Origin of the sequence: Corynebacterium sp., assembly GCF_030532195.1 — a bacterium.
GTDB lineage: Bacteria > Actinomycetota > Actinomycetes > Mycobacteriales > Mycobacteriaceae > Corynebacterium.
The window spans coordinates 63737-76558 of the sequence record NZ_JAUNLP010000007.1 but is presented as its reverse complement, the minus strand read 5'-3'; the positions used below and the strand labels follow the sequence as shown (position 1 = coordinate 76558).

The following is a 12822-nucleotide window of genomic DNA, read 5'->3' as shown; positions in this document are numbered from 1 at the left end:
GCCTGTATGGAGCACGGTCGGGGAGCGACGGAGGATTACGACTCGCCCCACCCGGATCGGGTCATTTTTTACATTGAAGCAATGAAATACGTTGCAAAGGTGTTGCAAGCACCCTCTTACACCAAAGAACCCCTGGCAGGATTTGTCTCCTACCAGGGGCTTTGGAGCCGGAAACGGGACTCGAACCCGTAACCTACTGATTACAAATCAGTTGCGCTACCAATTGCGCCATCCCGGCAACTTTAAAGCGACCTCTTGGCATAGCCCCTCTTGGCATATGCCGTTGCTCGTCCGAAAGATTCAGAGTCAACCTGAGATTCGAACGCAGCTGTGCCGCTGACAGGGGATTCTACAGGTTGGCGAGCAGAAGTAAAAAACCGGGCAAAAACAGCGCTTCGCTGTGAGCCAAAAGCCCCGTTCAGATAGGAATTTTCCTTGAGTCACGCAAGTCACACAAAAGTCGCAGATTGCGATTGAGAATCACGGACAACAAAGGGGTAGGGTGACTATCGCTAAACCACTGGGGACATGCCCCTGGGCAATATCGGGGAAAGGAAGTGTCGACATGTCATTCGATGGTGACAGCAATCCAAATAACGGAGAAAACTCCGCGATGGAAAACAATGCTTTCGATGTCAACAAAACCGACGACGCTACCGAGACCCACGACACCACAGTCGACAACGATGACCCTCCGCAGACGCAGTTTCCGGCGATTGAGGCAGTCGAAGAGCACTCGACGCTAAAAGATCGCGTCATCGATTTCGTCTCCGGCCCAACATCCACGGTCGACTTGGTTCAATCCACCAGCACCCCGCTGCCACTTGCACCTATCGACTACTCCGATCCCAGCCAGGTCACGGCAGTCCTCGACCTCTCCGCGCAAATCGGCGGCCTACTGCTGGCCTGCGGTTCCGGCAACCGCGACACCGAATTGCAGATTAAGGCCGTCGCCGCAGCCTACGGACTTACCCGGATGCAGGTCGACATCACGCTGACCTCCGTGTCGGTCTACCACCTCATTGGTGACCGTCGCACTCCAATCACGGCAATGCGCGTCGTCGCGGCCCCTGTCCCCGACTTTGAGCGCCTTCGTCACACAGACCGTGTCATTCGCAAGATTCGCGCGGGCCAGCTGCCTCTCGACGATGCCATCGAGGCCATCGACAAAGTCGAACGCGAGCCCGCGAAGTACCGTCTCCGCGTTATCTACAGCGGCTGGGCGCTACTTGCCTCCTCCGTGACAGTGCTGTTGGGCTCGGGCGCTGCAGTCGCAATCATCGCCGCTTTGGTCACACTCGCTATCGTCATCGTGATTGGCGAGCTCGCCGCCCGCGAGCTACCAACGTTCTTCCAAAATGCGGTCGGTGGCCTCATCGCCACACTCTCTGCGGCGGTACTCAACGCAGCCCAGGCATATCTTCCCTTTGAAATGCAACCATCAAGGCTGGTCGCCTCCGGTATCGTCGTCATGCTCGCAGGACTCACCCTTGTCCAAGCGCTACAGGACGGCATCACCGGCGCCCCCGTGACCGGGTCCGCACGATTTTTCGACACGATGCTGCTCACCGGCGGTATCGTCGCAGGCATCGCGCTGGGCATCGAACTATCCGCAGTGCTGGGCATTCCGCTTCCCGACGTCATCGCGGGCTCCGACGTGAATTTTGCGCAGGCAACGGTCCGAGTGCTGGCCGGAACCATGGCCTCGATTGCGTTTGCGCTGGCCTCCAATGCAGGGCTGACGGCGTTGGCAATCTCGGGCGTAGTGGCCTTCGTGGGTTCGATGACGCACTACTTCATCCTGACGCCGATGGGAATTCACCCTGTGACCAGTGCGGGTGCGGCGGCTACGCTGATTGGTTTAATCGGTGGCCTGCTGGCCCGTCGCTGGTCGATTCCGCCACTGATTACAGCAGTGGCCGGTGTGACTCCGCTGCTTCCAGGTATGACCATCTACCGTGGCATGCACGCACTACTGCACGATGACCCCATCGGTGGTTTCACGGCGTTGGCCTCTGCGCTGGGTATTGCGACGGCGCTGGCTGCTGGCATTGTGCTTGGTGAATGGATGGCCCGCAGGCTGCGTCGCCCACGCGCCCTTCGCGAGGACAGTGGTCTCAAGCGCCCAATGAAGTCCGGTGTGGGCCGCATCCGTCCGGCCAATCCGCGCGCCAAGATTCGTCGCCCACGGGCATACCGCTTCAAGGGCGGTATGAATCCTCGAGTGCGATAGCCATGGGCGGTCACACAGATGGTCATGCAAATCTGCGCTGCACAACCGAGCCCGCGCGACTTGACAATAACGTGGTAGAATAAGGTTTTTGTATTGTAGATAGCGCTTTTAGCTGTCTGCCGCAATCATCACGTCTCCCATTGCCGCCGCAACTGTCAGCGGCAATAGTGTGCCGCAAGGTGGCTGCGGAAGACCGCTGATGAGGCGCAGTAACCGGCCAGTTAGCCAGGAGGATTCGTGCCACCGAAGGTCACAGACACTCGCACTGCTCAGAACGAGGCTCTTCACAAGGTCGAAGAAAAAACCGCAGCTGGCGCACGGCGAATTGTGGCTACTTTCGCTGAGGACTTCTACGATGCTGTGACTCTGATGTGCATGCTTGGCGTGGAAAAGGAAGGCCTGAGCTTCAAGAAGGTCCACGAGGAATACGAGAAGGAACACGCCCCAAAGACCACGAAGCGCACACGCAAGTCCACCAAGAAGACTGCAAAGAAGTCCTCTAAGAAGGCTGCCAAGAAGAGCACTCGTAAGTCGACGAAGAAGGCTGCCAAGAAGGCAACTAGGAAGGCAGCAAAGAAGACTACGAAGAAGGCCGCTAAGAAGGCGACCAAGAAGGCAGCGAACTAATACCGCGGGGTCACACGCAATATGGGTCGACTCGGAACCAAGACGATGGCCGCTGTGGCCATCGCCGCCTCAGCAACGCTGACGGTTACTGCTTGCCAGGCAAAGCCGGCAGCGGAGATCGTCGGCAAGCAATGGCAAGTCACGGCGATTTATGACGACCCTGCGCTCCCCCACGCCATCCCCGACGGTGTTGATGCGCCGACCATTACGCTGGGGCAGACCACGTACACCCTCGCCGATGCGTGCGGAAATGAGTCCGGCGCCCTGAAGTGGAAGGGCGAGGCGGTTGAGCTGGGGGCTCCGGAGCAAGATCGCGCGACCGATTGCTCTGTGCAGGCGCAAACGTACGCGAAGCGCTTCCGCGAGATTATTGTTGGCGAGTTCACCTACACACGCGACGACAATGGTCTGCGGATGCGGGAACTCACGGACTCCGAAAAGGCCAGTGAGTATGACGAAAACCGCGGCTGGACCGCGGTGACATCTGGCTACACCGAAGGGCGCTGACGCCACTTCTGCTCGTACGGAGCATCCACACCCGCGTGAGCAACGCGCGCGTAGGAACCGCGGTGGTAAATCAGCGGGTTGACCTCATCGCGCACGCCGATGGCGACAATATTGGCAGTTACAATCCAGTGGTCGCCGCCTTCGTGCACGTCGGCGACGTTGCAATCAATCCACACCGAGCAGCCACGTAGCAGCGGATTGCCCAGCTCGGAACGGCTCCACTGACCGGTGTTGAACTTTTCGCCGTTACGACGGCCAAAGGCTGCAGAGATCGCTTCCTGATCTTCGGCCAAAACGTTGACAGAAAACGTACCGGTTTTCTTAATATGTGGCCAGCTACGCGATGTCTTCATAACGGTGAAGAGAATCATCGGTGGATTAAGGCTCAGCGAAGAGAAGGATTGGCAGGCGAAACCGTACTTTTCGCCATCATCTTCAGTCGCAACAATAGTGACACCGGTAGTGAACTCACTCAGTGCGCCACGAATGGACATCTCGTCTAATTCAACGGGACCGCCTAGCTCGGCAATGTCCTCACTGGTGACTTTAGGCTGGTCGTCGGCCTGATTCGATAGGGAGTTGCTCAAATTTGTTGCGTCTGTCATGCAATCAACCTTAACCACGTACCGAACCCTGTAAAGTTTCGTGAACGCACAGTACCCCAAAAACGGTCGGAGTTTTGACTAGGAAACACTAGGGGCCGCAGTGGTAGAGCGGACGACGAATTCCGTCTCCAACAGCACTCGCGGAGCTTTGCGCTGAACTGGCTCTTCGCTCTGCCCCACGCCTTGACCACCTTGGCCACCAACAGCGTTCGCGGTGTCACCTGCACTGTTTGCAGCCGTACCCGGGACACCATTTTCATCGCGCGCAGCCTTCAGCTCGGTGGCCAGGGCACGCCCCACGGCAATGCCCTTTTCCTTGTTAGGCTGCACCACCGTGGTCAAGCCCAGGAAGCGTGCCCGCTCAATACCGTCAAATCCAGTGACGGAGAGATCCTCTGGAACTCGAATGCCATTGTCACGGGCATATTCCAGCACGGCGATGGCCTGCGTATCCGTGGTGCACACAACGGCCGTGAGGTCTGGATTCTCAGTGAGCAACTGCTGTGCTGCATCACGGTTGTTCGTCCGGTCGTTGAGGTGGCGCTCAATAATGGGCACGTCCGCCTGATCAATACCAGCCTCAGCCAGGGCCTCTAGCGCACCTTCAACACGGTTCTTCTGCACCTGATGGTGCGCTTGGGCCAGGCGCTCGGCGGTGACATAACCCGAGTTTGGGGTACGCGACAGTCGCACCGACAAAATGCCAATCTTGCGATGCCCCAGTTCCGTCAGGTGACGCACAGCCGGCTTGATTGCCTCACGGTCATCAATGCCGACAAACGGCAAGGCTGCAAGATCTGCCGGCTGGTCGCACACAACCGTCGGCAAGCTGCGCGCACGAACCGCGGCGAGGAATGGATCATTGTCTGCCACGGAGTAGACCACAAAGCCGTCGACGACTGCCTGGCGGATCAAGTTGAGATCAACTTCACCGTCCTCCTGTGAGGAAGCTGGGATAACCAGCATGGAATCGCCCATCTCACCGAGCTCTTCTGCAAGACCTGCGAGGAAGTCCACGGAGGCGGGATCTTCGAAAGCGAACGGTAGATGCTCAGTGAACAACACACCGATGGCGCCAACGCGGCGCATGCGCAGGCCGCGGGCCATCGGGTCCGGCCCTGGGTAGCCTAGCCGTTCAGCGGTTTCCAGAATGTGCTCGCGGAGCTTATCCGAGAGCTGATCTGGCCGGTTGTAGGCATTGGAGACAGTCGTCCGCGATACTCCAAGCTCTGCTGCGATTGAAGCTAAAGTCCCCCGTCGACGGCGATTTTGCACGGAAAATACCGACCCTTCATGACATAAGTTCAAGTGAGGGCCGACCGCTGCTTTCCATGGCCCAAAAAGGCGACGGCGGCAGTGGGCACCACACGTATCATTCCGTCTGCAACTCTACCCAAGTTGGTACATTCATCCCGCATTCAACCACGGCATCTTGTTTCTCACCGACTGCGTTACCTACTATATAGACATAATCAAACGATAACCATTTTCAACAACGCTTTGCTGTCGAAGTTGATGCGCTCTTCGCTATGGCTTGGCAGCATGATTGGATACGCATATGAAGGCACGCTTTTCCACACGTATTGGTGCAGTAGTCGCAGCCGCAGGCCTGGTGGCCGGCCTGGGCGCTTGCTCCAGCGATGACACCAAGTCCACTGCAGGCCAGTCGCAGGACAATATCAAGGTCGTCACTTCCACGAAGGTCTGGGCAGATATTGCCGATGCCGTCACCGATGATGAAAAGGTCTCTATCGACCCCATCATCTCATCCAACGACATCGACCCGCACTCCTACGAACCAGCAGCATCGGATATGGCGAAAGTCGAAAAGGCTGACATTCTCATCGCCGGCGGCGGGCATTACGACGCCTGGCTGACCTCTTCCCTGCGAGATACGCAGGACAAGGTCATCATCTCCGCTCTGCCAACGGATGAGCACGGTCACGATCATGAGCATGAGGGCGAAGATGCTCACGACCATGAACATGAGGGCCACGACCACGATCACGAAGGCGAAGAAGGCCACGACCACGAAGAGCACGACGACACTCACGAGCACCATCACGACGGCGAGACCAACGAACACATCTGGTACGACACCGATGCTGTCGAGGAAACTGCACAGCAGCTGACAGATGCGCTGACAAAGAAGGGCGCTAAGGCCGACATGAACGCTGTTGACAAGGAGCTCAAGGCCATCGAAAAGTCCAAGTCCAAGATTAAGGCCGCTAAGGTGGCGCAGGTCCACCCACTCGCTGACGACATTTTGAAGGACACCAAGGTCAAGGACATCACCCCGAAGGGCTACCGTCAGTCCACGCTCAATGAGTCTGAGCCTTCGGCAGCTGATGTCAACGAGATGCTGAAGCTCATTGAGTCCGGCGATCTTGACTACCTCATCGACGCGCCGCAGACTCATGATCAGGTTTCGCAGCGCCTTGTCGAGGCAGCAAAGGCAAAGGGCGTTAAAATCATCAACGTTTACGAATCTCCGAGTGCCGATCAGTCTTTCTTCGACCTCTACAAGCAGACCTTGTCTGAACTGGAGTCCGCATAGCATTGCCCCACCTGACTTTTACTAACGCCGCCGTTGCCCCGCTATGGTCCGACCTGAATCTCAATGTCGAACCCGGCGAATTCCTCGCCATCCTGGGACCAAATGGCGTCGGCAAATCCACTCTGCTCACCACCGCATTGGGAACCCGCCGACTGACCAGCGGCACGGTAGAAGTCGAAGGCAAGCTGGGATACATCCCGCAGCAGCGCATGTTTGATTCCGCGCTGCCCATTAGAGTCCGCGATCTCGTCGAGCTCGCCGCTGGAAAAAATCGCTCCGCCACCGACGACGTGCTGGCTTATGTCGGCGCAACAGGAATCGCCGACCGTCGCGTCGGCACGCTCTCTGGCGGTCAGCAACAACTGGTCCGGCAGGCACAGGCGCTCGTCTCAGATCCGGACTTTTTGCTATGCGACGAACCCTTGCTCTCCCTCGATCCTGCGGCACAGCGCACCACGGTTGAACGCTTGGACCAACGCTGTCGTCAGCATGGCACCGCAGTTGTCTTTGTCACTCACGGCATCAATCCAATCTTGGATGTCTGTGACCGCGTACTGTATTTGACGCCTCATGGCCATGCTGTGGGGCCGGTGAGAGAAATCATCACGTCAGAGACACTGTCTGAGCTCTATCAGGCGAAGATTGTCGTCGCCGAAGTCGAGGGAAGGTTGGTCATCGCCTAATGGCTCAGTACTTTGCTGATACTGCCGAGCTTCTCCAGGTCGGCTTCGTCCACAACGCACTTATCGCCGCTGTTTTACTCGGGCTCATTTCCGGCGTGATCTCACCACTGATTGTGATGCGTCAGATGAGCTTCACTGTCCATGGCACCAGTGAGCTCGCTCTTATGGGCGCCTCAGCTGCTCTGCTTCTGGGGGTAAGCGTCAGCGGTGGCGCCATCGTGGGTTCGGTGATTATTGCGGTCATCTTGGCACTGCTGTCAATCAAGGGCGGCAAAGATGCTGTTGTCGGGGTGGTTTTAAGTTTCGGCATGGGACTATCCGTGCTCTTTATCCACCTCTATCCGGGGCGCACAAGCACGGCCTTTTCACTGTTGACCGGCCAAATCATTGGCCTGAATGACACCTCACTGTGGACCATGGCCTGTGTCGCGGTCATCGTGGTCGGTGGCATTGCGTGGAAATGGCGGCCACTTCTCTTCGCCTCGGCGGATCCGATTATGGCCGCTGCCTGTGGTGTAAACGTCAAGGGATTGGCAATTTACTTCGCAATTCTCACCGGTCTGGTTGCTGCTCAGGGTGTCCAGATTGTCGGCTCTCTGCTTATTATCGCGCTGATTATCACCCCTGGCGCTGCCGCCGCCTTCGTCACCGCATCGCCTGTTAAGGCCGTCATCCTGTCGACCATCTTTGCGGAAGTATCCGCCGTCGGTGGCATTATCCTGTCGCTGGCACCCGGTATTCCGGTGAGCGTGCTGGTAACCACCATCTCTTTTGTCATTTACCTAATCTGCTATGCCATCGGCGCTGTGCAATCACGCAAGGCAACACGTGATGACGTCCAGGCTGCGAAGTGGGAACAAAAGGAAATGCCGAACAGCCTTCCCGGCGACTAAGGCTGAAATACGTCCCCCCACGCATCAGCCAAGCCACTTATGAGAAGACTGCCCGGACTTCCCTTCAACTGCGGCGAGCCCCCCTATGCACCTCTGAGCGCTCATAAACTCGCCGCTGAAATCCCCCCACCCTTTTTGTGTGGCACTTCTTCCTAGCAAAGAGTTATAAGGATTTTGTTTATCCCCTGCCAACAGAAAACCACTGCTGAAGTCGCCTTGGTGGAGGCACTTCAACTACCCAAAAGTTGGCCGTGTAAGCCGCCAATCGGTCCGCAGAATTCATCACATTCAACCATTCATGCCCTCATTTTCAGGAGCATAATTGCGTCGCCCCTATGCTGAGAGACTGCGAAGAATTTCCTGTTAGCTGCGATATTAATGCGAGCATTTGCGCAGCGCACGCCGGAAAAAGAATTTCTTTTCCCAGCGTAAACTACCGGGGGTAATTATTAGCGACAGAGCTAATTACACCCTTGGCTATATCCACGTAGACACCGTTTTTATAACGAATTGATAATGCCAACAGTCGGGGGCAAAAGAACGCCCTGCTATTCGGCGCTCTTTGCCCTGCGCTGACGAGCAAATTCACTCAAAGTCACGCCAGCGGCAACCGATGCGTTGAGCGATTCCACCCAACCGGTCATCGGAATGGACATGATGGTGTCACAAGTTTCGCGCACCAGGCGCGACAGCCCCTTGCCCTCGGAGCCAACGACCACAACCACCGGAGTGGTGCCGTCGTAGGTATCCAGGGTGTGCTCGCCACCTGCATCGAGGCCTACCACCTGGTAGCCGGCCTTCTGGAACTGCTTGAGCGAGCGCACCATATTGGTCGCACGAGCGACAGGCAGACGTGCAGCTGTGCCCGCAGAGGTACGCCAGGTAACGCCGGTGACAGATGCCGAGCGACGCTCCGGAATGACCACACCGTGACCACCAAATGCGGCAACAGAACGGATAACCGCACCGAGATTGCGCGGGTCGGTGATGTTATCCAGGCACACGACGAGTCCCGGCTCGCCGCTGCTGGCCACAGAATCAATGAGATCTTCCACCGAGGAGTACTTGTATGGCGGAATCTGCAGACCAATGCCCTGGTGCATGGTGTTGCCGGTCATCGCATCGAGCTCGTGACGAGGCACCTCGCGAATCGGAATGCCACGCGAGTTGGCAATGAGCACGGCCTCCTGCAGGCGATCGTCATTGTCCGTACCCAGTGCAACAATCAGCGAGGCAGCGGGCACCTTCGCGTGGAGGCATTCCACAACTGGGTTACGTCCCACAACCAGTTCGGTGCCATCGCCCTTGCGCTCATGGCGCCCGGAGTCACGGCGACGCTTCTCATTGGCCCGCTTGTGCGCTGCGTGGTAGACGCGGTCTTCCGCCTTCGGGGTCGGGCCTTTGCCACGCAGTCCGCGCTTCTGGCCACCGGAGCCCTTGACTTGCTTCTTGCTGCTCTTGCGCACTGCGCCACGACGGCGGTCATTACCTGCCATTGCTACCTGCTTTCTGTAGGCGTTTGCGAGCCGGTTGTAATAGACCGGTTGTAATAGAAAAAGGAATTTTAATCAGCGACAGACCAAGCCGGACCATCCGGTGTATCAGTTACCTCAATACCCGCTTCCTTCAGACGGTCACGCACAGCATCGGCAGTAGCCCAGTCCTTCTCAGCACGAGCACGGGTGCGCTCTTCCAGCTGATGCTCCACCAGAACACCCAGAGCATGCATTGCGCCGTCCGAGGTAGAGGTCTCCGTTGCCCACTTCTCATCCAGCGGATCAAAACCGAGGACACCGGCCATTGCGCGGACAGCGCCGGCAATCTCCTTCGCCTTGGTCTCGTCGCCGTCGGCAAGCGCCTGATTGCCCGCACGCACGGCGTTGTGAATCTCCGCGAGCGCGCGTGGGACGGCGAGATCGGCGTCGAGCGCGGCTTCAAATTCCGGCGTCCACTTCCCCACTTTGATATCGCCGAGCTTATCGACGGCACGGTGCAAGAACGCCTCGATACGACGGTAACCCGCCGCTGCCTCCTGCAGAGCCTCCTCGGAGTACTCCAGGACGGAACGGTAGTGGGCGCTGCCGAGGTAGTAGCGTAGCTCGACCGGACGAACCATGGTCAGGATGTGCGGCACTGACAGCACGTTGCCAAGCGACTTGGACATCTTCTCACCGGCCATGGTGACCCAGTGATTGTGCATCCAGTAGCGGGCGAAGCCGTCACCGGCTGCGTGCGACTGTGCAATTTCGTTTTCGTGGTGCGGGAACTGCAGATCCAGACCGCCGCAGTGGATGTCGAACTCGGAACCCAGGTAGTAGGTCGCCATGGCGGAGCACTCTAGGTGCCAGCCCGGGCGGCCGTTGCCCCACGGAGTCGGCCACGACGGCTCACCCGGCTTGGCGGCCTTCCACAGCGCGAAGTCGTGCGCGCCGCGCTTGCCAGGGGTATTGGTCTCGCCCTGCTCCATATCTTCCACGCGGTTGCCGGACAGGCTGCCGTAGTCACTGCCCTCAGCCTTGGTCCAGGCATCAACGTCGAAGTAGACGCTGCCGTCGACATCGTAGGCAAAGCCGTTGTCCATCAGACGCTGCATGTACTCGACCATTTGAGTGACATGGCCGGTCGCGCGCGGTTCAACGGATGGCGGGAGCACGCCGAGCTGATTGTAGGCCCAGGTAAATTCGCGCTCGAAGCGGGAGACCCACTCCCACCAGGGACGGCCATGTTCTGCTGCCTTGGTCAAAATCTTGTCATCGATATCGGTGACGTTGCGCACGAATGCAACGTCCAACCCCTTGGCCATGAGCCAACGACGCAGGATGTCAAAGGCAACACCGGAGCGAACGTGGCCGATGTGTGGCTGCGCCTGCGGCGTTGCACCACACAGGTAGATAGAGGCATGCCCCTTACGGAGCGGCTCGAAATCCTTCAGCTGGCGGGATGCGGTATCGAAGATTTGAAAAGTCACGCCCCCGAGCATAGCGGTGGAACTACACGCGGGTGAAAATGCACAAAACGGCTGGTGCACACGTCGGATATTTGTGCACCAGCCGTCTTGTAAAAAGTCTGTCAGACCGGCCTATCGCTCAGCTCTATTTATCAGACAGCTCTATTTCTTAGCGTCGAGATCCACCGGCTTGTCATCGGCGTCGTCCTTCTTATCACCAGCAGCCTTTTCCTCTGCCAGTGCGCGGTGACGCTCAATGGTGGCATCAATGCGAGCAAAGACTTCTTCAGTCTTGGCCTCATCGACGCCCTCCGCCAGAGCCAGCTCGCCGACGAGAACCTGACGAGCCTTGCTCAGCATGCGCTTTTCACCTGCGGACAGACCGCGGTCCTGGTCACGGCGCCAGAGGTCACGAACAACTTCTGCGACCTTATTGATGTCGCCGGAACCCAGGCGCTCCTGGTTGGCCTTGTAACGGCGGGACCAGTTTCCGGCCTCTTCAACATCGGTCTCGCGCAGTACAGAGAAGACCTTCAGCAGACCCTCTTCGCCGACCACATCGCGGACACCGACCAGCTCGGCGTTCTTGGCTGGCACCTGGATATTCAGATCACTCTGCAGAATCTGCAATACGAGGTACTGAACAGTTTCTCCGTTCAGCTCTCGCTCCACGATGTTTTCAATCTTTGCGGCTCCGTGGTGTGGATAAACTACGGTATCGCCAATGCTGAATTCCATGTAATGCACACGCCCTTTCCAACGGCCTTCCACCCTATCATGTCCCCCCATGATTTTACGGGTAGTATGAGAACATCTTAGGAAGACACTAAGGTGTTCTTTAAATACAAAATCCTATCGCCCATCCTCGAGCTACTGGAGGAAACCTAGTCATGGCCTTCAAGTCCGTACTTCGCCGCAGCGCCCTCGTTACCGTCTCCGCGGCATCCGCAATTGCGCTGGCTGCCTGTGGCGCCGGCCAGATTTCGCAGACCGCTAACCAGCACCCAGCTGTCGACGGTGCAATGAACGCTGGCAAGGACGCTGCTGGCACCGGTGCTGGCGACGCTAACCCGGCTCTCGGCTTCATCAACATCCGCGACGCTCACATCCTGGTTGACCCGGAGGCTGGCACCGCTGGTCTGAAGTTCTCCGCCAGCAACCAGCAGCGCGCAACTGAGTCCGTCTACACGCTGGACTCTGTTGAGGTTGAAGGCCTCGGCGAGGTCAAGTTGACCAAGGTCGCTGAGACCCCGCGTTTCGCTAAGGCGGCCAAGGGCGATCTCTCCCTGCCGCGCGAGTGCCAGATTGTTGCTGGCCCGGAGGCTATCATCAAGCCACTGGCCAAGAACGCCAAGGAAGGCACCGGCTGCATCGCTTACTACACCAACAAGCTGGACCCGACCACCCTGGTTGGCGCCAACAGCAGCGCCGCTGGCCAGAACCGTGAGGCAACCTTCACCTTCTCTGACCCGCAGGGCAACAAGAACTCCTACGACCTGGACATCACCATCTCCGCCGACATCCTCGAGGCCGGTCAGCCGGACCGTGGCGCTGACGGCATGATTGAGTCCAAGTAATCATTCCTGCCTGCAGCGATAGCGCTGCTGCGGGCGGTCCTGTCCCGCATCACGCGAAGAGTTTTCATCGAGCGGGCACGGGCGATTGGTCGCTTGATACGGACCATGGGGCGTAAAAGTCTTCGAGACAGTCTTTTGGGCTTAGACCTTTTGTTAAGACACCGCCCCCTGGTCCGCTCTTGCGTATCTGGGG

12 protein-coding genes and 1 tRNA gene are annotated in these 12822 nt (G+C 58.0%); 7 read left to right on the top strand and 6 right to left on the bottom strand.

Annotated elements, in window-relative coordinates:
* Positions 1-162 precede the first annotated feature (162 nt).
* Positions 163-238 (bottom strand) — tRNA-Thr (locus Q4E11_RS08590).
* 327 nt (positions 239-565) lie between these two features.
* Here Q4E11_RS08590 and Q4E11_RS08585 point away from each other — a divergent pair.
* From Q4E11_RS08585 to Q4E11_RS08575, 3 genes are all read left to right on the top strand, one after another.
* The gene (locus Q4E11_RS08585; protein ID WP_303165212.1) at positions 566-2233 is read left to right on the top strand and encodes a threonine/serine exporter ThrE family protein; all 1668 of its coding nucleotides are present in this window, start codon (positions 566-568) and stop codon (positions 2231-2233) included.
* A 237-nt stretch (positions 2234-2470) separates the two neighbouring features.
* A complete protein-coding gene (locus tag Q4E11_RS08580) occupies positions 2471-2860 on the top strand; it encodes a hypothetical protein (RefSeq protein ID WP_303165211.1) in 390 nt (129 codons plus the stop codon).
* A 21-nt stretch (positions 2861-2881) separates the two neighbouring features.
* Entirely contained in the window at positions 2882-3367 is a 486-nt protein-coding gene (locus Q4E11_RS08575) for a hypothetical protein (RefSeq protein WP_303165209.1), read from the top strand.
* On the opposite strand, the gene Q4E11_RS08570 is transcribed toward Q4E11_RS08575, so the two are convergent.
* Together Q4E11_RS08570 and Q4E11_RS08565 are read right to left on the bottom strand one after the other, a co-directional pair.
* Positions 3349-3972, bottom strand: coding sequence for a flavin reductase family protein (locus Q4E11_RS08570; protein WP_303165206.1), 624 nt, complete (start codon positions 3970-3972; stop codon positions 3349-3351). The genes Q4E11_RS08575 and Q4E11_RS08570 overlap by 19 nt on opposite strands.
* A gap of 78 nt (positions 3973-4050) precedes the next feature.
* Complete coding sequence (locus tag Q4E11_RS08565) at positions 4051-5247, bottom strand: LacI family DNA-binding transcriptional regulator (protein ID WP_303165204.1); 1197 nt, start codon at positions 5245-5247, stop codon at positions 4051-4053.
* A gap of 283 nt (positions 5248-5530) precedes the next feature.
* On the opposite strand from Q4E11_RS08565, the gene Q4E11_RS08560 reads away from it, so the two are divergent.
* The 3 genes from Q4E11_RS08560 to Q4E11_RS08550 are packed head-to-tail and all read left to right on the top strand — an operon-like array spanning position 5531 to position 8105.
* Positions 5531-6529 carry a metal ABC transporter solute-binding protein, Zn/Mn family gene (locus tag Q4E11_RS08560; protein WP_303165202.1) on the top strand — a complete coding sequence of 333 codons (999 nt, stop codon included), beginning with the start codon at positions 5531-5533 and terminating at the stop codon, positions 6527-6529.
* Positions 6530-6531: 2 nt separating this feature from the next.
* Entirely contained in the window at positions 6532-7212 is a 681-nt protein-coding gene (locus Q4E11_RS08555) for a metal ABC transporter ATP-binding protein (protein WP_303165201.1), read from the top strand.
* Positions 7212-8105, top strand: a complete 894-nt coding sequence (locus Q4E11_RS08550) for a metal ABC transporter permease (protein ID WP_303165199.1) — start codon at positions 7212-7214, stop codon at positions 8103-8105. The genes Q4E11_RS08555 and Q4E11_RS08550 overlap by 1 nt, the downstream gene beginning before the upstream one ends.
* A gap of 548 nt (positions 8106-8653) precedes the next feature.
* Here the strand turns inward: Q4E11_RS08550 and rlmB are convergent.
* The 3 genes from rlmB to Q4E11_RS08535 all read right to left on the bottom strand — a co-directional run bounded on the left by rlmB (position 8654) and on the right by Q4E11_RS08535 (position 11790).
* Positions 8654-9601 (bottom strand): 23S rRNA (guanosine(2251)-2'-O)-methyltransferase RlmB, encoded by a 948-nt coding sequence (gene rlmB, locus Q4E11_RS08545; protein WP_303165198.1) that lies wholly within the window; start codon positions 9599-9601, stop codon positions 8654-8656.
* Between the two features lie 68 nt (positions 9602-9669).
* Entirely contained in the window at positions 9670-11073 is a 1404-nt protein-coding gene (cysS, locus tag Q4E11_RS08540; RefSeq protein WP_303165197.1) for a cysteine--tRNA ligase, read from the bottom strand.
* A gap of 141 nt (positions 11074-11214) precedes the next feature.
* Positions 11215-11790, bottom strand: a complete 576-nt coding sequence (locus Q4E11_RS08535) for a CarD family transcriptional regulator (RefSeq protein ID WP_303165195.1) — start codon at positions 11788-11790, stop codon at positions 11215-11217.
* A gap of 152 nt (positions 11791-11942) precedes the next feature.
* Between Q4E11_RS08535 and Q4E11_RS08530 the strand changes: the two genes are divergently transcribed.
* Complete coding sequence (locus Q4E11_RS08530) at positions 11943-12629, top strand: hypothetical protein (RefSeq protein ID WP_303165193.1); 687 nt, start codon at positions 11943-11945, stop codon at positions 12627-12629.
* The last annotated feature ends 193 nt before the right edge of the window (positions 12630-12822 follow it).